The sequence below is a fragment of the Azohydromonas lata genome (genome assembly GCF_034427735.1).
GTDB classification, from domain to species: domain Bacteria; phylum Pseudomonadota; class Gammaproteobacteria; order Burkholderiales; family Burkholderiaceae_C; genus Azohydromonas; species Azohydromonas lata.
On the sequence record NZ_JAXOJX010000046.1, the window covers coordinates 38,288 to 63,703 of the forward strand.

The 25,416-nt window shown below is 68.9% G+C and carries 20 protein-coding genes and 3 tRNA genes; 21 read left to right on the forward strand and 2 right to left on the reverse strand.

Going from position 1 to position 25,416, the window contains the following annotated elements; all coding sequences use genetic code 11:
• The first annotated feature begins 24 nt into the window (after positions 1–24).
• From clpX to SM757_RS23665, 4 genes are all read left to right on the forward strand, one after another.
• On the forward strand, positions 25–1,287 hold the full coding sequence (clpX, locus tag SM757_RS23650; protein WP_066333781.1) for an ATP-dependent Clp protease ATP-binding subunit ClpX: 1,263 nt from the start codon (positions 25–27) through the stop codon (positions 1,285–1,287).
• 99 nt (positions 1,288–1,386) lie between these two features.
• Positions 1,387–3,807, forward strand: coding sequence for an endopeptidase La (gene lon / locus SM757_RS23655; RefSeq protein WP_322467277.1), 2,421 nt, complete (start codon positions 1,387–1,389; stop codon positions 3,805–3,807).
• Between the two features lie 78 nt (positions 3,808–3,885).
• Positions 3,886–3,961, forward strand: a tRNA-Gly gene (locus SM757_RS23660).
• 41 nt (positions 3,962–4,002) lie between these two features.
• Positions 4,003–4,076, forward strand: a tRNA-Cys gene (locus SM757_RS23665).
• Between the two features lie 245 nt (positions 4,077–4,321).
• Here SM757_RS23665 and SM757_RS23670 read toward each other — a convergent pair.
• Complete coding sequence (locus tag SM757_RS23670; protein WP_322467278.1) at positions 4,322–4,447, reverse strand: hypothetical protein; 126 nt, start codon at positions 4,445–4,447, stop codon at positions 4,322–4,324.
• 467 nt (positions 4,448–4,914) lie between these two features.
• Between SM757_RS23670 and SM757_RS23675 the strand changes: the two genes are divergently transcribed.
• The 11 genes from SM757_RS23675 (at position 4,915) to SM757_RS23725 (ending at position 16,378) form a co-directional block, all read left to right on the forward strand.
• Positions 4,915–6,084, forward strand: coding sequence for an ABC transporter substrate-binding protein (locus SM757_RS23675; RefSeq protein WP_322467279.1), 1,170 nt, complete (start codon positions 4,915–4,917; stop codon positions 6,082–6,084).
• A gap of 152 nt (positions 6,085–6,236) precedes the next feature.
• Positions 6,237–7,667: an efflux transporter outer membrane subunit gene (locus SM757_RS23680; protein WP_322467280.1), complete on the forward strand. Its 1,431-nt coding sequence runs from the start codon at positions 6,237–6,239 to the stop codon at positions 7,665–7,667.
• Between the two features lie 69 nt (positions 7,668–7,736).
• Positions 7,737–9,044: an efflux RND transporter periplasmic adaptor subunit gene (locus SM757_RS23685; protein ID WP_322467281.1), complete on the forward strand. Its 1,308-nt coding sequence runs from the start codon at positions 7,737–7,739 to the stop codon at positions 9,042–9,044.
• Entirely contained in the window at positions 9,041–9,841 is an 801-nt protein-coding gene (locus tag SM757_RS23690) for an ABC transporter ATP-binding protein (RefSeq protein WP_407655799.1), read from the forward strand. The genes SM757_RS23685 and SM757_RS23690 overlap by 4 nt, the downstream gene beginning before the upstream one ends.
• Positions 9,841–11,055 (forward strand): ABC transporter permease, encoded by a 1,215-nt coding sequence (locus SM757_RS23695; protein ID WP_322467282.1) that lies wholly within the window; start codon positions 9,841–9,843, stop codon positions 11,053–11,055. The genes SM757_RS23690 and SM757_RS23695 overlap by 1 nt, the downstream gene beginning before the upstream one ends.
• Positions 11,056–11,134: 79 nt before the next feature.
• The gene (locus SM757_RS23700) at positions 11,135–12,253 is read left to right on the forward strand and encodes an AI-2E family transporter (protein ID WP_322467283.1); all 1,119 of its coding nucleotides are present in this window, start codon (positions 11,135–11,137) and stop codon (positions 12,251–12,253) included.
• 165 nt (positions 12,254–12,418) lie between these two features.
• A complete protein-coding gene (locus tag SM757_RS23705) occupies positions 12,419–13,483 on the forward strand; it encodes a 6-carboxytetrahydropterin synthase (protein ID WP_322467284.1) in 1,065 nt (354 codons plus the stop codon).
• Positions 13,484–13,506: 23 nt separating this feature from the next.
• Positions 13,507–14,136 carry a 7-carboxy-7-deazaguanine synthase gene (queE, locus tag SM757_RS23710; protein ID WP_322467285.1) on the forward strand — a complete coding sequence of 210 codons (630 nt, stop codon included), beginning with the start codon at positions 13,507–13,509 and terminating at the stop codon, positions 14,134–14,136.
• Between the two features lie 69 nt (positions 14,137–14,205).
• Positions 14,206–14,294, forward strand: a tRNA-Leu gene (locus tag SM757_RS23715).
• 287 nt (positions 14,295–14,581) lie between these two features.
• A complete protein-coding gene (locus tag SM757_RS23720; RefSeq protein ID WP_322467286.1) occupies positions 14,582–14,923 on the forward strand; it encodes a hypothetical protein in 342 nt (113 codons plus the stop codon).
• Positions 14,924–15,079: 156 nt separating this feature from the next.
• A complete protein-coding gene (locus SM757_RS23725; RefSeq protein ID WP_322467287.1) occupies positions 15,080–16,378 on the forward strand; it encodes an MFS transporter in 1,299 nt (432 codons plus the stop codon).
• Between the two features lie 53 nt (positions 16,379–16,431).
• Here SM757_RS23725 and murI read toward each other — a convergent pair whose 3' ends face one another.
• Complete coding sequence (gene murI / locus SM757_RS23730; protein WP_066333753.1) at positions 16,432–17,229, reverse strand: glutamate racemase; 798 nt, start codon at positions 17,227–17,229, stop codon at positions 16,432–16,434.
• Between the two features lie 101 nt (positions 17,230–17,330).
• Here murI and SM757_RS23735 point away from each other — a divergent pair, with 101 nt between their 5' ends.
• From SM757_RS23735 to SM757_RS23760, 6 genes are all read left to right on the forward strand, one after another.
• On the forward strand, positions 17,331–18,080 hold the full coding sequence (locus tag SM757_RS23735; protein ID WP_322467288.1) for an electron transfer flavoprotein subunit beta/FixA family protein: 750 nt from the start codon (positions 17,331–17,333) through the stop codon (positions 18,078–18,080).
• 1 nt (position 18,081) lies between these two features.
• Positions 18,082–19,014, forward strand: coding sequence for an electron transfer flavoprotein subunit alpha/FixB family protein (locus SM757_RS23740; RefSeq protein ID WP_322467289.1), 933 nt, complete (start codon positions 18,082–18,084; stop codon positions 19,012–19,014).
• Between the two features lie 75 nt (positions 19,015–19,089).
• Complete coding sequence (locus SM757_RS23745) at positions 19,090–20,880, forward strand: acyl-CoA dehydrogenase (RefSeq protein WP_322467290.1); 1,791 nt, start codon at positions 19,090–19,092, stop codon at positions 20,878–20,880.
• 41 nt (positions 20,881–20,921) lie between these two features.
• Positions 20,922–21,875 (forward strand): NAD(P)H-dependent flavin oxidoreductase, encoded by a 954-nt coding sequence (locus SM757_RS23750; protein ID WP_322467291.1) that lies wholly within the window; start codon positions 20,922–20,924, stop codon positions 21,873–21,875.
• Positions 21,876–22,188: 313 nt separating this feature from the next.
• Positions 22,189–25,044: a 2-oxoglutarate dehydrogenase E1 component gene (locus SM757_RS23755; RefSeq protein WP_066342477.1), complete on the forward strand. Its 2,856-nt coding sequence runs from the start codon at positions 22,189–22,191 to the stop codon at positions 25,042–25,044.
• Between the two features lie 125 nt (positions 25,045–25,169).
• The coding region (locus SM757_RS23760; RefSeq protein WP_322467292.1) for a biotin/lipoyl-containing protein at positions 25,170–25,416 on the forward strand (247 nt) is incomplete at its 3' end.

Below are 25,416 nucleotides of genomic sequence, written 5' to 3' on the forward strand. Positions count from 1 at the left end.
CGCGCATTTGCGACCCTCAATTCCATGGCCGACAAAAAAGGCGCTTCAAGCGAAAAGGTGCTGTATTGCTCGTTCTGCGGCAAGAGCCAGCACGAGGTAAAGAAGCTCATTGCCGGCCCCTCGGTGTTCATCTGCGACGAGTGCATCGAGCTGTGCAATGACATCATCCGCGACGAGGTGCCGCCCGAAGGCGCCGCCAAGTCCGCGAAGTCCGACCTGCCTACGCCGGGCGAAATCAAGACCAGCCTTGACCAATACGTGATTGGCCAGGAAGTGGCCAAGCGCACGCTGGCCGTGGCGGTCTACAACCACTACAAGCGCCTGAAGCACATGGGCAGCGGCAAGGAGGAGGTGGAGCTCAGCAAGAGCAACATCCTGCTCATTGGCCCGACCGGCTCGGGCAAGACGCTGCTGGCGCAGACGCTGGCGCGGCTGCTGAACGTGCCCTTCGTCATCGCTGACGCCACCACGCTCACCGAGGCGGGCTACGTGGGCGAGGACGTCGAAAACATCATTCAGAAGCTGCTGCAGAACTGCAATTACGACGTCGAGCGTGCGCAGCGCGGCATCGTCTACATCGACGAGATCGACAAGATCAGCCGCAAGGCCGACAACCCCAGCATCACCCGCGACGTTTCGGGCGAGGGCGTGCAGCAGGCGCTGCTCAAGCTCGTGGAAGGCACCATGGCCAGCGTGCCGCCGCAGGGTGGGCGCAAGCATCCGAACCAGGACTTCCTGCAGATCGACACGACCAACATCCTGTTCATCTGCGGCGGCGCCTTCGACGGGCTGGAGAAGGTGATCCAGAACCGCACCGAGAAGTCCGGCATCGGCTTCGCCGCCACCGTGCACAGCAAGAGCGAGAAGCGGGTCTCCGACCTGTTCCGCGAAGCCGAGCCGGAAGACCTGATCAAGTTCGGCTTGATTCCCGAACTGGTGGGCCGCCTGCCCGTGGTCGCCACGTTGGGCGAGCTGACCGAGGACGCACTGGTGCAGATCCTCACCGAGCCCAAGAACGCACTGCTCAAGCAGTACCAGCGTCTGTTCGGCATGGACGGTGTGGAGCTGGAAATCCGCCCCTCGGCGCTGTCGGCCATTGCACGCAAGGCATTGGCGCGCAAGACCGGCGCGCGCGGCCTGCGTTCCATCATGGAGCACGCGCTCATTGACACCATGTTCGACTTGCCCACGCTGGACGGCGTGGCCAAGGTCGTGGTCGATGAACACAACATTGAAGAGGGCGCCAAGCCGCTGCTCGTGTACCGCGAGCAAAAGGCCAGTGCCTGAGACAGCTCTCACGACGCTTTTTTCCAGACACGGCGGCGGCCGTTCCCGCTTGTAAATCAATGCTCGGGCCCCATGTGGGCCGGAGAAAGAGAGGAACCCATGTCAGGACATCCTGTATTGCCCGCCGACTCGACCACGCTGCCGCTGCTGCCGCTGCGCGATGTCGTGGTGTTTCCCCACATGGTGATCCCGCTGTTCGTGGGGCGGCCCAAGTCGATCAAGGCGCTGGAAGCGGCCATGGAGGCTGGGCGTCAGATCATGCTGGTGGCGCAGAAGGCTGCCGGCAAGGACGAGCCGAAGGCGGACGACATGTTCCAGATCGGCTGCGTCTCCAGCATCCTGCAGATGCTCAAGCTGCCTGACGGCACGGTGAAGGTGCTGGTCGAGGGCACGCAGCGCGCCACGACCACGGAAATCACCGACAACGGCGACCACTTCGTGGCCGAGGTCAGCCCCATTCCGCCGGAAACCGACACCAAGCCTGAAGTCGAAGCCCTGCGCCGTGCCGTGACGCAGCAGTTCGACCAGTACGTCAAGCTCAACAAGAAGATCCCGCCGGAGATCCTGACCTCCATCGCGGGCATCGACGACGCCGGCCGCCTGGCCGACACCATCGCCGCGCACCTGCCGCTCAAGCTCGAAGCCAAGCAGTCGGTGCTGGACCTGCACGAAGTGGACAAGCGGCTGGAGAAGCTGCTGGAGCTGCTGGAGCACGAGGTCGACATCCTGCAGGTGGAAAAGCGCATCCGCGGCCGCGTCAAGCGCCAGATGGAGAAGAGCCAGCGCGAGTACTACCTCAACGAGCAGGTCAAGGCCATCCAGAAGGAACTCGGCGACGGCGAGGAAGGTGCCGACATCGAGGAGCTGGAGAAGAAGGTCATCGCGGCCAAGATGCCCAAGGAGGCCCGCAAGAAGGCCGACAGCGAGGTCAAGAAGCTCAAGCTCATGTCGCCCATGTCGGCCGAGGCCACCGTGGTGCGCAACTACATCGACACGCTGATCAACCTGCCCTGGGCCAAGAAGACCAAGATCAAGCACGACCTGGCACATGCCGAGGAGGTGCTCAACGAGGACCACTACGGCCTGGAGAAGGTCAAGGACCGCATCCTCGAATACCTCGCGGTGCAGCAGCGCGTGGACAAGGTCAAGGCGCCCATCCTGTGCCTGGTCGGCCCCCCGGGCGTTGGCAAGACCTCGCTGGGCCAGAGCGTGGCCCGCGCCACGGGTCGCAAGTTCGTTCGCATGGCGCTGGGCGGCGTGCGTGACGAAGCCGAGATCCGCGGCCACCGCCGTACCTACATCGGCTCCATGCCGGGCAAGGTGCTGCAGAGCCTGACCAAGGTCGGCACGCGCAATCCGCTGTTCCTGCTCGACGAGATCGACAAGCTGGGCATGGATTTCCGCGGCGACCCGTCGTCGGCCCTGCTGGAAGTGCTGGACCCCGAGCAGAACCACACCTTCAGCGACCACTACGTCGAGGTCGACTTCGACCTTTCGGACGTGATGTTCGTGGCGACCTCCAACTCCATGAACATCCCGCCCGCGCTGCTGGATCGCATGGAAGTGATTCGCCTGTCGGGCTACACCGAGGACGAGAAGCTCAACATCGCCCGCCGCTACCTGCTGCCCAAGCAGCAGAAGAACAACGGCGTGCGCGATGAAGAGATGGAAGTCACGGAAAGCGCCCTGCGCGGCATCGTGCGCTACTACACGCGTGAAGCCGGCGTGCGTTCGCTGGAGCGCGAGGTCTCCAAGATCTGCCGCAAGGTGGTCAAGGGCCTGCTGCTCAGGACCTACGAAGGCAAGGTCGTCGTGACCGAGGAAAATCTCCACGACTTCCTGGGCGTGCGCAAGTACGACTTTGGCCGCGCCGAGAAGAAGAACCAGGTGGGCCAAGTGGTCGGCCTGGCCTGGACGGAAGTGGGCGGCGATCTGCTGACCATCGAGTCGGTGGTGATGCCCGGCAAGGGCAACATCATCCGCACCGGCCAGCTTGGCGACGTGATGAAGGAGTCGGTGGAAGCCGCACGCTCAGTGGTGCGCTCGCGTGCCCGCCGTCTGGGCATCAAGGATGAGATGTTCGAAAAGCGCGACATCCACATCCACGTGCCCGACGGCGCCACGCCCAAGGACGGTCCCAGCGCGGGCATCGCGATGACGACGGCCTTCGTCTCCTCGCTCACCGGTATCCCGGTGCGCGCGGACGTGGCGATGACCGGCGAGATCACGCTGCGCGGCGAGGTGACGGCCATCGGCGGACTCAAGGAAAAGCTGCTGGCCGCACACCGCGGCGGCATCAAGACCGTGCTGATCCCCGAGGAAAACGTCAAGGACCTCCAGGACATCCCGGAGAACGTGAAGAACCAGCTCGAGATCGTCCCGGTCCGCTGGATTGACCGCGTGCTCGAAGTTGCCCTGGAAACGGCTCCGGAAGCGCTGCCCGACGAGGAACTGCCGGCAAAGGACGCCGCCAAGCCCGAGGCCGCTCCGGCGGCTACTGGCGAAGCGATCAAGCACTGAAAAAAGTGCTTGCGCAATTCTAAAAATTTGGTCTATACTGCGAGTCTTCGCTGAGCAGCAATGTAAAGTGAAGACAACGCGGGAATAGCTCAGTTGGTAGAGCGCAACCTTGCCAAGGTTGAGGTCGCGAGTTCGAGTCTCGTTTCCCGCTCCATATACCGAAAAGGAAGCCCCGGCTTCCTTTTTTCATGCAGCGGCGCGGTAGCAAAGCGGTTATGCAGCGGATTGCAAATCCGTCCAGGGCGGTTCGACTCCGCCCCGCGCCTCCAAAGAACTCTAAATAAACCCAATCTTCAGCGGCCCCTTGTGGGCCGCTTTTCTTTTTTGGGTTCAGCTTCTCGACACGCTGTGTCTTGATGCCTTGGCGTCCGTGGCGCTTGAGCGCTTCGGGTCCGCTTCAGAACATCCCTCGGTACAGCGCGGGCCGCTCGATGTGCGCACCGCCCGCGTATGCAGCCGCGGCAGGTTCAGCCGCATGCCCAACTGACGCTGTCCAGCCACACCGACAGCGCGCTCAGCCCGAATCCACGCAGCGCTGCGCCCGCGCGAGCGTCAGCAGCGTGAGATGGATGTTTGCCGACACCCGGATGCCCCGCGCCGCGGCCATCTCCACCATCGCCAAGAAGTGCGGATGCAGCATGTGGGCTCGTCCAGCCCTTGCAGATGCAGCTTCTGCAGCCCCGGCATCTCGTCCAGCGGAGCTGGTGTAGTGCTCCAGGGACAGCTCCGCCACCGCGCCGCTCGGTCGGTACGCCGGGAGCCGTTTTGCGGCAGGCCGGCAAAGGCGGTCGCCACACAGGTGCCCGCATGGGCGCTGAGCCATCGGCCGCAACCGAACACGGCGTCATCGAGATGGAGGCGAAACCAGGCGTGCAGGCCTGCGTGCGCTGCAGCAAAAGCCTCGCTGCGTTGCGGCAATCACCACGCCCGTGTGTGGTGCGGGGCACGTTCGCAAGCAGGCGAGGGCCTGCGTTCCCGGTCCGGGGTGAAACCTCAAGGCCCGGCTGCGGACCTGGGCCAAACCGTCCCAAGCACAATGCACGCTCCAGCAGGACAGCCGGGTGCCGCATCCGGCGCATGCCGTTTCGCGCCGGGAGTGGATGGCCCATGAAAACCTTGAAGCTTGGCTTGATCGCCCTGGCCGCCGTGCTGCCGGCCGTGGTGGCGGTGCCGGCTTGGGCCGACGTCAACGTGGGCGTCACGCTGTCCATCACCGGCCCGGCGGCCTCGCTGGGCGTTCCGGAGATGAACACCGTCGCGCTGCTGCCCACGGCCGTGGCCGGGCACAAGCTCAACTACATCGTCCTGGACGACGCCTCCGACCCCGCCACCGCCGCCGCCAACGCGCGCCGCCTGGTGGCCGAGCACAAGGTGGACGTGCTCATCGGCTCCACCACCGCGCCCAACTCGCTGGCCATGATGGACGTGGCCGCCGAGACGCAGACGCCCATGGTGTCGCTGGCGGCCAGCGCCCGCATCGTCGAGCCCATGGATGCCAAGCGGCGCTGGGTCTTCAAGACGGCGCAGAACGACATCGCCATGTCGCTGTCGATTGCCGAGCACATGGCGGCCCACGGCGTGGAGAACGTGGCCTTCATCGGTTTCAACGACGCCTACGGCGAGGGCTGGTTCCAGGAGTTCAGCCGCGCCGCGGCGCTCAAGCGCATCAAGATCGTGGCCAACGAGCGCTACGCGCGCACCGAAAGCCAGGTCGCGTCCCAGGTGCTGCGCATGCTGATGGCCAGGCCCGCCGCCGTGCTGATAGGCGCGGCCGGCCTGCCGGCGCTGGTGCCGCAAAAGGCGCTGCGCGACCGCGGCTACGCCGGCCGCATCTACCAGACGCACGGCGTGGCCAACGAGGATTTCATCCGCCTGGGCGGCAAGGACGTGGAAGGCACGCTGCTGCCGGCCGGTCCCGTGCTGGTGGCCGAGCAGCTGCCCGCCACGCACCCGGTCAAGAAGAGCGCCCTGGCCTACGTCGCGCTGTACGAGGCCGCGCACGGCAAGGGCAGCGTCTCCACTTTCGGCGCCCATGCCTGGGACGCCGGGCAACTTGTCGCCGCCGCCGTGCCCGTGGCGCTCAGGAAAGCCCAGCCGGGCAGCGCCGATTTCCGCGCTGCGCTGCGCGAGGCACTGGAGGGCACGCACGAGCTGGCCGGCGCGCACGGCATCTTCAGCCTCTCGCCGCGCGACCACCTTGGGCTGGACCAGCGCGCGCGCGTGATGGTGCGCATCGAGAACGGCGCCTGGAAATACCTGCCGCCGGCCCCACCCTGAGCTTTGCCCTGGGTCGCCAGGGCCGCCGGCTTGCCCTTGCAAACCGGCGCACCGCGCCGCGAAGGCCCTCCGCAGCGTCTTTACGCTGCAGCAAAGGAGGCGCAGCGGCCGCGTCACAAGCGAAGGTCAAACTTCAAGACGTGAAGCAATCAGTGATTCATTCCGCTGCGCTGCGGCGGGCCGCCGTGCTGGCCGCGGTGGCGCTGCTCTCCGGCTGCGCCGCCATCCGGCCGCCTGGCGATACCGCCGCCGCGTCCCTTCCCACCGACGCCACCACCGCCGTGCAGCAGCACGCCGGTGGGGCGGCGTCACCGGCGGCCACGGCCTCCTGGTGGGCCCAGTTCGGCGATCCGCTGCTGCCCGGCCTGGTGCAAGAGGCGTTGCAGGCCAGTCCGCAGGTCACGTCCGCGCAAGCGACGCTGCGACAGGCGCGCGCGCTGCGCGACCTCGCGGCGGCGGGGCTGGTTCCCAACGTCGGCACCTCGGCGTCGGCCGGGCGCAACCGCGCCCGCAACGTGAGCAGCAACCAGTTCCAGGCCGGCTTCGATGCGGGCTGGGAGCCTGACCTCTTCGGCCGCACCCGCGCCGGCGTGGCCGCGGCGGAAGAAGACGCCGCCGCCAGCGCGCTGTCGCTGGCCGACGTGCAGGTGTCGCTGGCGGCCGAGGTCGCCGTGGATCTCATCACCCTGCGCGGCCTGCAGGCGCGGCTGGCCATCGCCCAGGCCAACCTGGCCAGCCAGCAGGAAACCAGCCAGATCGCGCAATGGCGGCTGCAGGCCGGCCTGGCCACCTCGCTGGAGGCCGAGCAGGCCCGCGCCGCGGCCGAGCAGACGCAGGCGCAGATTCCGTCGCTGCAGCTCGCCATCGCTCAATACGCCAGCGCCCTGGCCGTGCTCACCGGCCGCCCGCCGGCTGAAGCCCAAGCGGAGCAGCTCACCCCCCTGGCGGCCATTCCCAAGGCCCCGGATGCGCTTGCACAAAGCCTGCCCACCGACACCCTGCGCCAGCGCCCCGACGTGCGCGCGGCCGAAGCGCGGGTGCGGGCGGCGCTGGCCCGCGTGACGCAGGCCGACGCGGCGCGCTACCCCAGCTTCAACCTCAGCGGCTCGCTGGGCCTGAGCGCGCTCACCGTGGGCGGCCTGACCGGCCCCGGCGCCGTGGTCAGCTCGCTGCTGGCCAGCCTGTCGCTGCCGCTGTTTGACGGCGGCGCCATCAACGCCCAAGTGCGCGCGCAGGACGCCGCGGCGCAGCAGACCGCGGCCACGCTGCAGTCCGTGGCGCTCAATGCGCTCAAGGAGGTGGAGGACGCCCTCGTGGAGCTGCGCAGCAGCCGCGAGCGCCAGGCCACGCTCGCGCGCGCGGCCGAGGCCGCCTCCAACGCCGCGCTGCTGGCCACCCAGCAATACGGCGGCGGCCTGGTGGACTTCCAGACCGTGCTGCAGACCCAGCGCACCCAGCTGGCCCTGCAGGACAGCCTGGCCAGCGCGCAGGCCGACGCCGCCGTGGCCCATGTGCGCCTCTACAAGGCCCTGGGCGGCGGCTGGCAGCCGGACGCCACCTCGACGGCGACGGCCACGCCCTGAACCACAGCCCGCCGGCCGCACCGTGCCTGAAGCCCCCGAGCCCGCCCGCCCTCGAATCGAACCCACGCCATGAAGTCCAAAGACACCGCCCCCGAGCTCGAAGCGCTGCTGGGCCCCGACGCCAAGCCGCGCGCCTGGTGGCGCCGCAAGACCCCCTGGCTCACGGCCGCGCTGCTGGCCGCCGCCGTGGCCGGCGGCATGGCCTACCGCGCGCGCCAGGCGCAGGACGCCACGCCCGTGTACGTCACCGAGCCGGTGACGCAAGGTGACCTGAACCTCAGCGTCAGCGCCAACGGCACCCTCCAGCCCACGCGCACCGTCAACATCGGCTCCGAAATGTCGGGCACCGTCGCCCGCGTGCTGGTGGACGTGAACGACCAGGTCAAGAAGGGGCAGGTGCTGGTCGAGCTGGACCAGACGCGCCTGGCGGGCCAACTGGAGCGCTCGCGGGCGACGCTGGCCTCCAACCGCGCCAAGGTGACGCAGGTGGAGGCCACGCTCAAGGAGGCGCAGGCGCAGTTGGGCCGCTTTGAGGAGGTGGCGCGGCTGTCCGGCGGCAAGGTGCCCTCGCAATCCGAGCTGGACACCGCCCGCGCCACCGTGCAGCGCGCGCAGGCCGACCTCTTGGCCGCCCGCGCCGCCGTCACGGACGCGCAGGCGCAGGTGCTCATCGACGAAACCAACCTGGCCAAGACGTCGATACGCGCGCCCATCGACGGCGTCATCCTCACCCGCTCGGTGGACCCCGGCAACGCCGTGGCCGCCTCGCTGCAGGCCGTGACGCTGTTCACCCTGGCCGAGAACCTGCAGCACATGCGGCTGCAGGTGAACGTGGACGAGGCCGACGTGGGCTCGCTGCAGGTGGGCCAGAAGGCCGACTTCAGCGTCAGCGCCTGGCCGCAGCGCCGCTACCCGGCCACCGTCACCCGCGTGGCCTACGGCTCCACCACCACCGACAACGTCGTCACCTACCCGACGCTGCTGGAGGTGGAAAACGAAGACCTGTCGCTGCGTCCCGGCATGACGGCCACCGCCACCATCCACAGCGACCCGCGCCGCAACGTGCTGCTGGTGTCCAACCAGGCGCTGCGCTTCACCCCGGCCTCGGCCGCCGCGCCGCAGGACGGCGCCGGTCCCGGCGGCGGTGGCGGCGTGGCCGGCGTGCTCATGCCGCGCATGCCCCGCGGCGCGCGCAAGCAGGCCGGCGACGCCACCGGTGGCGGCACCAAGACCTTGTGGCTGTTGCAGGACGGCCGCCCAACCGCCGTGACCGTGAGCACCGGCGCCAGCGACGGCCGCCGCACCGAGGTGCGCGGCGAGGGCATCCGAGCCGGCGTGCCCGTGATCGTGGACCAGCGCTCCGGCAAGCCGCGATGAGCACGTCCGCTTCACCCGCGGCGGCGGGCGTGCCGGCCTCCACCACGGAGCGCATGCCGCTCATCCGGCTGCGCGGCATCACCAAGCGCTATGGCCAGGGGCAGGCCGCCTTCCTGGCGCTCAAGGGTGTGGACCTGGACATTGCCGAGGGCGAGTTCGTCGCCGTCATGGGCCCAAGCGGCTCCGGCAAGAGCACGGTGATGAACCTGCTGGGCTGCCTGGACGTGCCCACCAGCGGCCAGTACTTCTTCCGCGGCGTGCCGGTTCACGAGCTGAGCCGCGACCAGCGCGCCCGCCTGCGCCGCGAGCAGCTCGGCTTCGTCTTCCAAGGTTTTAATTTGCTGGCCCGCACGTCGGCCTTGGAGAACGTGGAGTTGCCTTTGCTTTATCGCGGCACGCCGGCCAAGGAGCGGCGGCGGCTGGCGCTGGAGTCGCTGGACACCGTGGGCCTGGCGCAATGGGCCACGCACACGCCCGGCGAGCTCTCCGGCGGCCAGCAGCAGCGCGTGGCCATCGCCCGCGCGCTGGTCACGCACCCCAAGGTGCTGCTGGCCGACGAGCCCACGGGCAACCTGGACACACAGCGCAGCCGCGAAATCATGGAGCTGCTGTGGCGGCTCAACAGCGAGCGCGGCATCACCGTGCTCATGGTCACGCACGAGAGCGACATGGCGGCCTACGCGCGCCGCATCGTCCGCTTCGTGGACGGGCTGGTGGACAGCGACGAACGCAACCCGCACCCGGCGGGCGAGGGCGCCGCCGCCCAGCCCGTGGCCGCGCAGGGAGGGGCGCACTGATGCTTTGGAACAGCCTGCTGCTGGCGCTGCGCGAGATCCGTCGCCACCTGCTGCGCAGCTTTCTCACCATCCTGGGCATCGTCATCGGCGTGAGCGCCGTCATCACCATGGTGACGCTGGGCAAGGGCGCCACGCAGGCGGTGCAGGACCAGATCACCAGCTTGGGCACCAATTTGCTCATGGTGCGGCCGGGCCAGCGCCTGGGCCCGGGCGCCTCCGGCGCCGGCGCGCCCAGCTTCACCGTGGAGGATGTGCAGGCCATACGCACGCAGATCGGCGGCGTGGCCGCGGTGGCGCCCGAGGTGCGCTCCGGCGTGACGGTGGTGGCCAACGGCCGCAACTGGGCCACCAGCGTCACGGGCACCACCAGCGACTACTTCTTCACCAACAACTGGACGATTGGCGCGGGCCGCGGCTTCGAGGAGGCCGAGGAGCGGGCCGGCGCCGCCGTGTGCCTGATCGGCGAGACCGTGCGCCGCGAGCTGTTCGCCGCCGACGCCGCGTCGGTGCTGGGCCAGCGGCTGCGCGTGAAGCAGTTCAGTTGCGACGTGGTGGGCGTGCTGGCCTCCAAGGGGCAGGGCGCCATGGGCAACGACCAGGACGACGTGGTGATCATGCCGCTGGCCACCGTGCAGCGCCGCGTGACGGGCAGCACGCGGGTGCAGACCATCCTGATCTCCATGGCCGAGGGCAGCGACGCCGAGCGCGTGAAGGCCGGCATACGCGACCTGCTGCGCGAGCGCCGCAAGCTCGCCGCCGCCGACGAGGACAACTTCAACGTGCTGGACACCGCGCAGCTCGCGCAGACCTTCTCCAGCACCACGCGCGTGATGACGATGCTGCTGGGCGCCGTGGCGGCGGTGAGCCTGCTGGTGGGCGGCATCGGGATCATGAACATCATGCTGGTGAGCGTGACCGAGCGCACGCGCGAGATCGGCGTGCGGCTGGCCATTGGCGCGCTGGAGGCCGAGGTGCTGCTGCAGTTCCTGATCGAGGCCGTGGCGCTGGCGGCGCTCGGCGGCGTGGTGGGCATCGTGCTGGCGGCCATCTTCTCCATCACCGGCTCGCGGCTGATGGACGTGCCCTACCAGTTCGACGTGCCCATCAACGTGCTGGCCTTCCTGTTCTCGGCGGGCATTGGGGTGCTGTTCGGCTACTTCCCGGCCCGGCGCGCGGCGCGGCTGGATCCGATCGAGGCGTTGCGGCACGAGTGATGGGAGGCGGGCCCGTGAAAGGGGCGGGCGCACCGTTTGCCTAAGCGCGGTCGCGGCCTCTTGAGTCGGCCGCCTGCCCATGAACGACCGCCCAAACGACACCCTGATTCCCCGCCCCGCGAAGTTCGAGATCAACCGCACACGCAGCAGCGCGCTGGAGTACCGCAGCCTGCTGTGGCTGCTGGTGCTCATCACGCTGGCCTTCGGCTGGATCCTGCTGCCCTATTACGGCGCGGTGTTCTGGGCCGTGGTGACGGCCATCCTGTTTGCCTCGGTGCAGCGGCGCATTCGCAAGAACCTGCGCGGGCGCGCCAACGTGGCGTCGCTGCTGACGCTGCTGATCGTGCTGGTCATCGTCGTCCTGCCGCTGGCCGTCGTCAGCTCCATGCTGGTGCAGGAGGCCATGTCGGTGGTGGAGCGCGTGCAGAGCGGCGACATCAACTTCACGCGCTACGCCGAGCAGATTTATGCGGCGCTGCCGGCCTGGCTCACGGGGCTGCTGGAGCGCTTTGGCCTGGCCGACCTGGCCGGGCTCAAGTCCGTGCTGGGGCAGCGGCTGACGCAGGCCACGCAGACGCTGGCCACGCACGCGGTGAGCTTCGGCCAGGACACGTTCAACTTCGTCATCGCCTTCGGCGTGATGCTGTACCTGCTGTTCTTCCTGCTGCGCGACGGCAACGCGCTGGCCGCGCGGGTGCGCAAGGCCATCCCGCTGGCCGAGGACGACAAGCGCGAGCTGCTCTCGCGCTTTGCCGCGGTGATACGGGCCACCGTCAAGGGCAACATCGTCGTGGCCGTGGTGCAGGGCGGCCTGGGCAGCCTGGCCTTCTGGTTCCTGGGCATACACGGCGCGCTGCTGTGGGGCGTGGTGATGGCGGTGCTGTCGCTGCTGCCGGCCGTGGGCGCGGCCATGGTGTGGGGGCCGGTGGCCGTCTACCTCATGGTCACGGGCGCGATGCTCAAGGGCGTGGGCCTGATCGTGTGGGGCGTGGTCGTGATCGGCCTGGTGGACAACGTGCTGCGGCCCATCCTGGTGGGCAAGGACACCAAGATGCCCGACTACCTGGTGCTGATCTCGACGCTCGGCGGGCTGGCGGTGTTTGGGCTCAATGGCTTCGTGCTGGGGCCCGTCATTGCCGCGCTCTTCATGGCGGCCTGGGACATTTTCATAGAGCGGCGCGAGCAGGCGTCGCGCTGAAGCGCCGCCCGCCGGCGTGCTGCCGTGCCGGACTGCACGGCGCGCCGCTGTGCGTGCAGGGCCTTGGCGGCGCGGGCCGTCGCGAAAGCCGCACAGCACTTAGACTCCCGCGCCCTGCGCGCTGACGGCGCGTGCATATGTTTGAGCGGTAAGGAGTCGATGGTGATGGTTGGGACGGTGTGGCACGCGGCGGCAGCCGGGTTCGAGGCGGCGCGGCGACTGGTGAACGTCCCGCCCGCGCATCGCGCCCGCAACCTGCACGGCCATGGTTTCCAGGTGCGCGTGCGCGGCGAGCTGCCCGGCGATTGGGCGGGCTTTCCTGGCGGCGAGGTGCAGCGCCTGTCCGACGAGCTGCGCGACGTGGCCGCCATGCTGGACTTCCGGCTGCTCAACGAAGTGATAGACGAACCCAGCGACGAGCGCCTGGCGCGCTGGTTCAGCGGCCAGATGGGCCTGCCGCTGGAAGTGGGCGTGCAAAGCATGGCCGACCGCGGCGTGGACCTGGACGGCGCCGGCCGCGCCCATGCCTGGCGCCGCTACGCCTTCCATGCCGCGCACCGCCTGCCCAACGTGCCGGAAGGCCACAAGTGCGGCCGCATGCACGGCCACGGCTTCGAGGCGCTCATCCACGCCCACGGCGCCACGCACGAGCAGCTCGATGCCGCCTGGGCGCCCGTGCAGCTCCAGTTGCACATGAACTGCCTGAACGAGCTGGCCGGGCTGGAGAACCCGACCAGCGAAATGCTCTCCAGCTGGATCTGGTCGCGCATGGCCCCCGTGCTGCCGGGCCTGGCCAACGTGACGGTGTTCGAGACCGCCTCCTGCGGCGCCTGCCATGACGGCCGCCACTGGCGCACCTGGAAGGATTTCACCCTGGACAGCGCGCTGCAGTTGAAGCGCGCGCCCGAGGGCAGCCCGCTGCGCCGCCTGCACGGCCACACCTACCTGCTGCGCCTGCACCTGGAAGCGCCGCTGGACGAGGTGATGGGCTGGACGCTGGACTTCGGCGACGTGAAGCGCCTGTTCGACCCCGTCTTCCGCATGCTGGACCACCACCCGCTGCACGAGCGCGCCGACCTGGCCGACTGCGACGCCGCGACGCTCTCGCGCTGGGTGCTGGGCCAGGCGCGCGAGCGCCTGCCGCAGGTCAACCGGGTGGACTTGCACGAGACGGCCGGCTGCGGCGCCACCGTGTACCTGGGCGCCGAGGCGCCGTCGCTGCCCATCTGAGGCGGGCGCAGCGGGACGAACGCATGAGCTACGCCGTCAAGGAAATCTTCTACACGCTGCAAGGCGAGGGCGCCCAAGCCGGCCGCGCGGCGGTGTTCTGCCGCTTTGCCGGCTGCAACCTGTGGAGCGGCCGCGAGCAGGACCGCGCCACGGCCGTGTGCCGCTTCTGCGACACGGATTTCGTCGGTACCGACGGCGCCGGCGGCGGCAAGTTCGCGGATGCCGCGGCGCTGGCCGACGCCGTGGCGGCGCAGTGGCCGGGCGGTGGCCGCCCGCTGGTGGTGTGCACCGGCGGCGAGCCGCTGCTGCAACTGGACGCGGCGCTGATAGCGGCGCTGCACGCGCGGGGTTTCGAGATCGCCGTGGAAACCAACGGCACGCAGCCCGCGCCGGCCGACCTGGACTGGATTTGCGTGAGCCCCAAGGCCGACGCCCCGCTGGCGCTGACGGCCGGGGACGAGCTGAAGCTGGTGTTTCCGCAGGTGGAAGCGATGCCGGAGCGCTTCGAGGGTCTGGCTTTCAAACACTTCGTGCTGCAGCCCATGGACGGCCCGGATCGCGAGCGCAACACGCAGGCCGCGCTTCAGTACTGCCTGGAGCACCCGCAGTGGCGATTGGGGTTGCAGACGCACAAACTGCTCAACATCCCCTGAAGAACGGCCCTTTCTTGCGGCGATAATGCGCGGCTTGCCAGCCGTGCCGACAAGAGCGCACGGCAGCCCGCCCGGGTGGCGAAATCGGTAGACGCAGCGGACTTAAAATCCGCCGCCGCTAAAACGGCTTACGGGTTCGAGTCCCGTCCCGGGCACCAAATCAAATTCTTCTTCAAGTCGGTTCGCCGGGAGGCGCCTGACGTTGGGTTACGTCATTTATTTAATTTTCTGGGCGTTGGTGCCAATTTTAAATTATTTTGAGAATTCAAAATTAATCGAATCTTTAATATATTTATTCAATTTCATTGGGCGCGATGGCCTGCCTTGATATTTAAAGAAAACATTTTCCTTTTGCTCCCGGGACCATGGCTTGCCCGCTGCCGTCAAGGCATGTGCGGCTGATTTCAAAAGCCCGTGCCCCTTTCAGCACAAGAGGAGACTTCTCATGAGCATTTCCCTCAACGGCCTGGCGAAAAGCCTGGGCGCCGTGACGCTTACCGCCGTCCTCGCCTCCACCGCCTGGGCCCAAAGCAGCACCACGGGCACCGCCGGCTCCACCACCGGTGCAGGCGCCGCCGCCCCGGCGCAGCCCGTCGCCTCCGGCACCGCTGCCGGCGGCAACAAGGCGGCCAAGCCGCCGGTGGAAGAGAAGGCCGCCCAGGGCGCCGCACCGGCCAAGAAGCCTGCCAAGTCCGGCACGCAGTCCGGTGCGGCCTCCACGCCGGACATGGGCTCGGGCACCTCCACAGGCATGGGCACCAGCGGCGGCACGGGCGCCAGCAAGTAAAGCCATCGCCTTTTCCGGCCCGGGCCCGCCCATGGCGCGCCCGGGCCGCCTGCGCGAGTGGTGCGCGGGCGCGGCACACTCGCGGCCTCGTCCAGCCCTGCAACGCGGCTTCGGCCCAGGCGTTTGAAACGCCGGGTGCCGGCCGCGGCCCGCGCCATGCCTTTGTTTTCTCAAGCCCTCCTGAACCCCGGCGTCCAAAAACGCGAGGTTTTCGGCTGGGCCATGTACGACTTCGCCAACTCCGGCTACACGACGGTCGTCCTCACCGCCGTGTTCAACGCCTACTTCGTCGGCGTGGTGGCCGGCAACGCCGCCTGGGCCACGCTGGCGTGGACGCTCACGCTGGCGGCGTCCAACGCGCTGGTCGTCCTGCTCATGCCGGCCCTGGGCGCCTGGGGCGACGTGCACGCCGCCAAGAAAAAGCTGCTGGCCTGCGCCACGGCCGGCTGCGTGCTGGGCTGCGCCATGCTTGCCGCCTGCGGGCGCGACGACGTGGCACTGGCCGTGGCGGCGGTGCTCGTCTCCAACGCCTTCTACAGCGCCGGTGAGTCGCTGATCGCCGCCTTCCTGCCTGAGCTGGCCCGGCGCGACGCCATGGGCCGCGTCTCCGGCTGGGGCTGGAGCTTCGGCTACTTCGGCGGCATGCTCACCCTGGGCCTGAGCCTGGCCTACGTGCTGTGGGCCCAGGCGCAAGGGCAGCGGGCCGAGCAGTTCGTCCCGGTCACCATGGCGATCACGGGCGTCCTCTACGCCGTCGCTTCGCTGGCGACGTTCATCCTGCTGCGCGAGCGGGCCCAGCCTCAGCAGCCCGTCGCGGGCAGGGGCACAGGGGTGCTGGACTCGCTGCGCCGCCTGCGCGGCTCCTGGCAGGCCACGCGCCGCTACCCGGACTTCGGCCGGCTGCTGGCCTGCACGGTGGCCTACCAGGCGGGCATTGCCGTGGTGGTGGCGCTGGCGGCGGTCTACGCCGAGCAGGCGCTGGGCTTCAAGCAGACGGAGACCATGGCGCTGATCTTCCTCGTGAACATCGCCTCGGCCCTGGGTGCTTTCGCCTTCGGCTACTGGCAGGACCGCGCCGGCCACAAGCGCACCCTGGGCTGGACGCTGGTGGGCTGGATCGCCATGACCCTCCTGGCCTGGGCCGCCACGGGGCCGGGCTTGTTCTGGTGCGCCGCCGTGCTGGCGGGGCTGTGCATGGGCTCCAGCCAATCGGCCGGGCGCGCGCTGGTTGGGCTGCTCGCGCCGCCGCAGCGGCTGGCGGAGTTTTTTGGTTTGTGGACGCTGGCGACCAGGCTGGCGGCCATCGCGGGACCGGTCACCTACGGGCTGGTCACCTGGGCCACCGGCGGCAACCACCGGCTGGCGATCGCGGCCACGGGGCTGTTCTTCGTCCTGGGGCTGGTGCTGCTGAAACCGCTGGATTTGCAGCGGGGGCAGGGGGCGGCCGCGGCTTGAGCGGCAATTCGGCCCGCCAGCGGGCCTCCTACAGGCACAGCCCAGCCATTGCCTTATGGCAACGACTTCGCCTCCACGTCCCACCCCAGCCAGCGCCGCGCAAACGCGCTGAGCTGCCGCGGCTCCCCGCTGCTCCACAACTGCAGCGGCGGCAAATCGCCGGGCGAATCCGCCAGCCGCGCCGCCAGCGTGGCCGTGTGCCGCGCCACGGCTTCGGCCGTGTCCACCAGGGCCACGCCCGGCAAAGCCTCGCGGATCAGCGGGGCGGCGAAGGGGTAATGGGTGCAGCCCAGCACCACCACGTCGCAGCCGGCTTCGCGCAGCGGTGCGCTGTGGCGCTGCACCACCTCGCGCAGCTCGGCCGATTGCAGATCGCCGCGCTCGATCGCCAGCGCCAGCCCCGGGCAGGCCTGCAGGTGCACGGCCGCGTGCGTGGGCTGCGCGGCCAGCAGGCGCTGGAACTTGCGGCTGGACAGCGTCCCGGTGGTCGCCATCACGCCCACGTGCCCGCTGCGCGTGAGCGCCACGGCCGGCTTCACCCCCGGCTCTATGCCCACGATGGGCGTCTCGGCATGCGCTTGCCGCAGCGCTTCCACCGCGGCGGCCGTGGCCGTGTTGCAGGCCACCACCAGCATCTGCGCCCCTTGCGAAAGCAGAAAAGCCGCGATGTGCAGGGCGCGTTCGACCACGAAGGCCTCGGTGCGCTCGCCGTAGGGCGCGTGGCCGCTGTCGGCCACGTAGAGCAGCCGCGCGGCGGGCAGCGCCGTGCGCAGCGCCGGCAAAACCGACAGGCCGCCGACGCCGGAGTCGAAGACGCCGATGCAGCAGCCGGCGCGGGGAGCAGGGTTCATGGCGGCGGCAGTGTAGCGGTGCCCACCCTTGCGCCCGGGCGCGGTGCGAGGCCCACTCTAAAATCCGCCGTCAAGCCTCAAACATTCAGACAGGAGCGCACATGAAGCTGCTGGTGCCCGTGAAGCGGGTGGTGGACTACAACGTAAAGGTGCGGGTGAAGTCCGACGGGACGGGCATGGACCTCGCCGGCGTCAAGATGAGCATGAACCCCTTCGACGAAATCGCCGTCGAAGAGGCCGTGCGCCTGAAGGAAAAGGGCGTCGCCACGGAAATCATCGCCGTCTCCTGCGGCGTCACCCAGTGCCAGGAGACGCTGCGCACGGCCCTGGCCATCGGCGCGGACCGCGCCATCCTGGTCGAGACCGACGCCGAGCTGCAGCCGCTGGCCGTGGCCAAGATCCTCAAGGCGCTGGTCGACAAGGAACAGCCGGGCCTGGTGATCCTGGGCAAGCAGGCCATCGATGACGACTGCAACCAGACCGGCCAGATGCTCGCAGCACTCGCCGACCTGCCGCAGGCCACCTTCGCCTCCAAGGTGGAAGTGGTCGACGGCAAGGCCAAGGTCACGCGCGAAGTGGACGGCGGCCTGGAGACGGTGGAAGTCTCGCTGCCGGCCGTGGTGACCACGGACCTGCGCCTGAACGAGCCGCGCTACGTGACGCTGCCCAACATCATGAAGGCCAAGAAGAAGCCCATGGAGACGGTCAAGCCGGCCGACCTGGGCGTGGACGTGACGCCGCGCCTCAAGACCGTCAAGGTCGAGGAGCCGCCCAAGCGCGGCGCGGGCGTGAAGGTGCCGGACGTGGCCACCCTCGTGGACAAACTCAAGAACGAAGCCAAGGTGATCTGACATGGCTGCCCTCGTCATTGCCGAACACGACAACGCCTCGCTGAAGGCCGCCACCCTCAACACCGTCACCGCCGCGGCCGCCTGCGGCGGCGAGGTGCACGTGCTGGTGGCCGGCGAGAACGCCGCCGCCGTGGCCCAGGCCGCCGCCCAAGTGCAGGGCGTGGCCAAGGTGCTGCACGCCGATTCGCCCGCGCTGGGCAAGCAGCTCGCCGAGAACGTCGCGGCCCAGGTGCTGGCCGTGGCGGGCAACTACAGCCACATCCTGTTCCCGTCCACCGCCGCGGGCCGCAACGCCGCGCCGCGCGTGGCCGCCAAGCTGGACGTGGCGCAGCTCAGCGACGTCACCAAGGTGCTGTCGGCCGACACCTTCGAGCGTCCCATCTACGCGGGCAACGCCATCGCCACCGTGCAGAGCACGGACGCGGTGAAGGTGGCCACCGTGCGCACCACCGGCTTCGACGCCGCGCCCGCCACCGGCGGCAGCGCCGTGGTTGAAACGCTGGCGGCCGTGGCCGACAGCGGCAAGAGCGCCTTCGTCGGCCGCGAGCTGACCAAGTCGGATCGCCCCGAGCTGACCGCCGCCAAGATCATCGTGTCGGGCGGCCGTGCCCTCGGCTCGGCCGAGAAGTTCACCGAAGTGCTCACGCCCCTGGCCGACAAGCTGGGCGCCGCTTTAGGTGCCTCGCGCGCCGCGGTGGACGCCGGTTACGCCCCCAACGACTGGCAGGTGGGCCAGACGGGCAAGATCGTTGCTCCGACGCTCTACATCGCCTGCGGCATCTCCGGCGCCATCCAACACCTGGCGGGCATGAAGGACTCCAAGGTCATCGTGGCCATCAACAAGGACCCCGAGGCGCCCATCTTCAGCGTGGCCGACTACGGGCTGGAGGCCGACGTGTTCGAGGCCGTACCGGCGCTGGTACAGGCGCTGTAAGCCGACACCGACCAAGGGCGCCGCTGGCGCCCTTTTTTCTTCCCCATCACGACATAACAAGAGGAGACAAGCACCATGGCCTACCAGGCACCGATCAAGGACCAGCTCTTCGTGATGAACGAGCTGGCGCGGCTGGACCAGATCGCCCGCTGGCCCGGCTTCGAGGACGCCGGCCCCGAGACCGCCCAAGCCGTGCTGCAGGAGTGCGCCAGGCTCTGCGAGGAGGTGCTGGCACCCCTGAACGCCGTGGGCGACCGCAACCCCGCCCGCTGGGACCAGGGTGAAGTGCACAGCACGCCCGGCTTCAAGGACGCCTTCAAGCAGTACGCGGCCGGCGGCTGGCAGGGGCTGCAGCACCCGGCCGACTTCGGCGGCCAGGGGCTGCCCAAGCTCATAGGCGCGGCCTGCAGCGAGATGGTCAACAGCGCCAACCTGAGCTTCGCGCTGTGCCCGCTGCTGACCGACGGCGCCATCGAGGCGCTGCTCACGGCCGGCACGGCCGAGCAGCAGGCGGCCTACATCCCGCCCATGATCGACGGCCGCTGGACCGGCACCATGAACCTCACCGAGCCGCAGGCGGGCTCGGACCTCTCGCTGGTGCGCACCCGCGCCGAGCCGCAGGGCGACGGCAGCTACCGCCTCTTCGGCACCAAGATCTACATCACCTGGGGCGAGCACGACCTGGCCGACAACATCGTCCACATGGTGCTGGCGCGGGTGGCGGGGGCGCCGGAGGGGGTCAAGGGCATCAGCCTCTTCATCGTCCCGAAGCTCCTGCCGGACGCCGCGGGTGCCGCCACCGTGCGCAACGACGTGCATTGCGTGAGCATCGAGCACAAGCTGGGCATCAAGGCCAGCCCCACCGCCGTGCTGCAGTACGGCGAGAAGGACGGGGCGGTGGGCTACCTCGTGGGCGAGGAGAACCGCGGCCTGGAGTACATGTTCATCATGATGAACGCCGCCCGCTACGCGGTGGGCGTGCAGGGCGTGGCGCTGTCCGAGCGGGCCTACCAGCAGGCCGTGGCCTACGCGCGCGAGCGCGTGCAGTCGCGCCCGGTGGACGGCTCCGCCGCGCAGGCCGTGGCCATCATTCACCACCCCGACGTGCAGCGCATGCTCATGACCATGCGCGCGCAGACCGAGGGCTCGCGCGCCCTGGCCTTGATGGCCGCCGCCGCGCACGACGCCGCCCATGCCCACGTGGACCCGGGCCAGCGCGAGTCGCACCGGCGCTTCTACGAATACCTCGTCCCGCTGGTGAAGGGCTACTGCACCGAGGTGAGCCTGGACGTGGCCTCGCTGGGCATCCAGGTGCACGGCGGCATGGGCTTCATCGAGGAGACGGGCGCGGCCCAGTACCTGCGCGACGCCAAGATCCTCTCCATCTACGAGGGCACCACCGCCATTCAGGCCAACGACCTGGTGGGCCGCAAGACGCAACGCGACGGCGGGCAGACGGCGCGCTGGATCGCGCAGCAAATCGAGGCGACGGAGGCCGAGCTCGCGGGCAGCGGCAGCGCCCACGCCCGCGCCGTGCACCGCCGCCTCACGGCCGCGCGTCTGGCCTTCAACGACGTGGTGGATTTCGTGCTGGCGCAGGGCAAGGCCAACCCCAACGCGGTTTACGCCGGCTCCGTGCCCTACCTGATGCTGGCCGGCGCGCTGGTGGCGGGCTGGCAGATGGCGCGCGCGCTGCTGGTGGCCGAGCACCGCCTCAAGGACGGCGTGGACGTGGAGTTCATGCGCGCCAAGGTGGCCACGGCGCGCTTCTTCGCCGACCACGTGCTGGGCGCGCTGCCCGGGCGGCGCGACGCCATCGTGCAGGGCGCGGACGCGCTGGCGGCCATGCCGCTGGCGGCGTATTGAGCGGCCCACGCCCGTTGCCACAACACACAAGGGAGAACCGGATGGCCCTGCCGCCCCTGTTGTCGCGCCTGTCGCTGCCCGTCATGGGCGCGCCGCTGTTCATCATCAGCAACCCCAAGCTCGTGATCGCGCAGTGCTGCGCGGGCATCGTGGGCGCCATGCCGGCGCTCAATGCGCGGCCCGCGTCGCAGCTCGACGAGTGGCTGGACGAGATCACCCAGGCGCTGGCTGCGCACGACCGGGCGCACCCCGAGTCGCCCGCCGCGCCGTTTGCGATCAACCAGATCGTTCACCGCAGCAACGACCGCCTGGAGCACGACATGGCGCTGTGCGCCAAGTACCGCGTGCCCCTGGTCATCAGCTCGCTGGGCGCGCGCGAGGAGATCAACCAGGCCGTGCACGCGTGGGGCGGCCTCGTGATGCACGACGTCATCGACGACCGCTTCGCGCGCAAGGCGGTGGAGAAGGGCGCCGACGGGCTGATCGCCGTGGCCGCGGGTGCGGGCGGGCATGCCGGCACCATCCACCCGTTCGCGCTGGTGCAGGAGATACGGCAGTGGTTCGACGGGCCGCTGGCGCTGTCCGGGGCCATTGCCCACGGCGGCGCGGTGCTGGCGGCGCAGGCCTGCGGGGCGGATCTCGCCTACATGGGCTCGGCCTTCATCGCCACCGAGGAGGCGCGCGCCGCGCCGGCCTACAAGCAGGCCATCGTGGAGGGGCGCGCGGCGGACATCGTCTACACGAACCTGTTCACCGGCGTGCACGGCAACTACCTGCGCGGCTCCATTGCCGCCGCGGGCCTGGACCCGGACGCGCTGCCGCAAAGCGACCCCAGCGCCATGAACTTCGGCGCCGGCCTGGCCAAGGCGTGGAAGGACATCTGGGGCGCGGGGCAGGGCATTGGCGTGGTGCGCGAGGTCGTGCCGGCGGCGGTGCGCGTGGCGCAGCTCAAGGCGGAATACGAGGCGGCACGGCGACGGGTGCTGGGGGCTTGAGGGGCGGCTGATTCGGTGACTGAGCAGGCATCCAATGCCTGCTATTGCAATGCCTGCACCGCCCGCGTGGTTGCGCCTACAGGTTTCCAATGGGGCTTCGATACGTAGTTCCCCGGCCGTCAGATTGGTGTCACCCCTGGGGTGCAGGATGGTACAGTCTGACGTTCGAAGTCGTTCCTTCCCGTCCCCTTTGCTGGTTTTCAGGAGAAATCCAAGTAAAGGCGGGTCGCAATCCGCCAACCGGTCAAGCCGTGTCGCGGAAGGTTTTTAACCAGCCAACAGCCTCGCGGACGAGGCAAAAGGTGAGCGAAAAATGATGCAGCAGTACAGGTCGAACTCGTACCTGTTCGGGGGCAATGCGCCCTACGTCGAGGAGCTTTACGAGGCTTACCTCGACAACCCCGGTTCCGTGCCCGAGAACTGGCGTGAGTATTTCGACGCCCTGCAGAACGTCCCGGCCGTGGACGGCAGCGAGCGTCCCGACGTGGCCCATGCGCCCGTCATCGAATCCTTCGCTCAGCGCGCCAAGTCCAACGCCTTCGCCGTCAAGACCAGCAGCGCCGACCTCGCCGTCGCGCGCAAGCAGGTCCACGTGCAGAGCCTGATCGCGGCCTACCGCTCGCTGGGCTCGCGCTGGGCCGACCTGGATCCGCTCAAGCGCCAGGAACGTCCCAGGATCCCCGAGCTGGAGCCGGCGTTCTACGACCTGAGCGAGTCCGACATGGACATCACGTTCAGCGCCACGAACACCTACTTCACGACCGCCGAGCAGATGACGCTGCGGCAGATCGTGCAGGCGCTGCGCGAGACGTATTGCAGCACCGTCGGTGCGGAGTTCATGCACATCACCGACCAGGCGCAAAAGCGCTGGTGGCAGCAGAAGCTCGAAAGCATCCGCAGCAAGCCGACGCTGACGGTGGAGCAGAAGAAGCACATCCTGGACCGCCTGACCGCGGCCGAGGGCCTGGAGCGCTACCTGCACACCAAGTACGTCGGCCAGAAGCGCTTCTCGCTGGAAGGCGGCGAGAGCTTCATCGCCGCCATGGACGAGCTGATCCAGCAGGCCGGCCTGAAGGGCGTGCAGGAAATCGTGATCGGCATGGCCCACCGCGGCCGCCTCAACGTGCTGGTCAACACCCTGGGCAAGATGCCCAAGGACCTGTTCGCCGAGTTCGACCACACCGCGCCGGAAGACCTGCCCGCCGGTGACGTGAAGTACCACCAGGGCTTCTCCAGCGACGTGGCCACCCCCGGCGGCCCCGTGCACCTGAGCCTGGCCTTCAACCCCTCGCACCTGGAAATCGTGAACCCGGTGGTCGAGGGCTCGGTGCGCGCGCGCATGGACCGCCGCGGCGACAAGCTGGGCGCCCAGGTGCTGCCCGTGCTGGTGCACGGCGACTCCGCCTTCGGCGGCCAGGGCGTGAACCAGGAGACGCTGGCGCTGTCCGAGACGCGCGGCTACTCCACCGGCGGCACGGTGCACCTGATCATCAACAACCAGATCGGCTTCACCACCTCCGACCCGCGCGACCTGCGCTCCACGCTGTACTGCACCGACGTCGTCAAGATGGTCGAGGCCCCGGTGCTGCACGTGAACGGCGACGACCCCGAAGCCGTGGTGCTGGCCGCCCAGCTGGCGCTGGAGTTCCGCCTGACGTTCCGCAAGGACGTCGTGGTGGACATCATCTGCTTCCGCAAACTGGGCCACAACGAGCAGGACACCCCGGCGCTCACGCAGCCGCTGATGTACCGCAAGATCGCCCAGCATCCCGGCACCCGCAAGCTCTACGCCGACAAGCTGTCCGCCCAAGGCCTGGGCGAGACGCTGGGCGACGACATGGTCAAGGCCTACCGCGCCGCCATGGACGCCGGCCGCCACACCGTGGACCCGGTGCTCACCAACTTCAAGAGCAAGTACGCGGTCGACTGGACGCCCTTCATCGGCAAGAAGTGGACGGACGCCGCCGACACCGCCATCCCGCTGACCGAGTGGAAGCGCCTGGCCGAGCGGCTCACGACCTTCCCCGAGAGCCTGAGCCTGCACCCGCTGGTCAAGAAGGTGTATGACGACCGCGCCTCCATGGGCCGCGGCGACACCAACGTGGACTGGGGCATGGGCGAGCACATGGCCTTCGCCTCGCTGGTGGCTTCCGGCTATGCCGTGCGCCTGTCCGGCGAAGACTGCGGCCGTGGCACCTTCACGCACCGCCACGCCGTCATCCACGACCAGAAGCGCGAGAAGTGGGACGAGGGCACCTACGTGCCGCTGCAGAACGTGGCCGACAACCAAGCCCCGTTCGTCGTCATCGACTCCATCCTCTCCGAAGAGGCCGTGCTGGGCTTCGAGTACGGCTACGCCGGCTCCGAGCCCAACACGCTGGTGATCTGGGAAGCCCAGTTCGGCGACTTCGCCAACGGCGCGCAGGTCGTCATCGACCAGTTCATCGCCTCCGGCGAAGTGAAGTGGGGCCGCGCCAACGGCCTGGTGATGATGCTGCCGCACGGCTACGAGGGCCAGGGTCCCGAGCACAGCTCGGCCCGCCTGGAGCGCTTCATGCAGTTGTCGGCGGACAACAACATGCAGGTGGTGCAGCCGACCACGGCCAGCCAGATCTTCCACCTGCTGCGCCGCCAGATGGTGCGCCAGTTCCGCAAGCCGCTGGTCATCATGACCCCGAAGTCGCTGCTGCGTAACAAGGACGCGACCTCGCCGCTCAACGAGTTCACCAATGGCGAGTTCCGCACCGTCATCGGCGAGCTCAAGGCCGACATCGACGCCGCCAAGGTCAAGCGCGTGATCGCGTGCTCGGGCAAGGTCTATTACGACCTGGTCAAGAAGCGCGAAGAGAAGGGCGCCGCCGACGTGGCCATCATCCGCGTCGAGCAGCTCTACCCGTTCCCGCACAAGGCCTTCGCCGCCGAGCTCAAGAAGTACCCCAACCTCGCCGAGGTGGTGTGGTGCCAGGACGAGCCGCAGAACCAGGGCTCCTGGTTCTTCGTCCAGCACTACATCCACGAGAACATGAGCGAAGGGCAGCGCCTGGGCTACGCCGGCCGTCCCTCCTCGGCCTCCCCGGCCGTGGGCTACGCGCACCTGCACCAGGAGCAGCAGAAGTCGCTGCTGGAGCAGGCCTTCGCCAAGCTCAAGGGCTACGTGCTCAGCAAGTGACCCCCTGAAGTCGCGGCGCGCCCAAGCGGCGCGCCGCACCCCGATTGCACGCGCGGCCGGCCGCAACCCGGCCGCGTGTGGGCCGGGCGCACCCCCGGCAAGACCAAATTCCGAGAGAAATTCAAATGGCGATCGTTGAAGTCAAGGTTCCGCAGCTGTCCGAGTCGGTGGCCGAAGCCACGCTGCTGCAATGGAAGAAGAAGGCCGGTGAGGCCGTGGCGCAGGACGAGATCCTGATCGAGATCGAGACCGACAAGGTCGTCCTGGAAGTGCCCGCGCCCTCCGCCGGCGTGCTGGGCGAGATCGTCGTGGCCGACGGCGGCACCGTGGTGAGCGACCAGGTCATCGCCCGCATCGACACCGAAGCCGCCG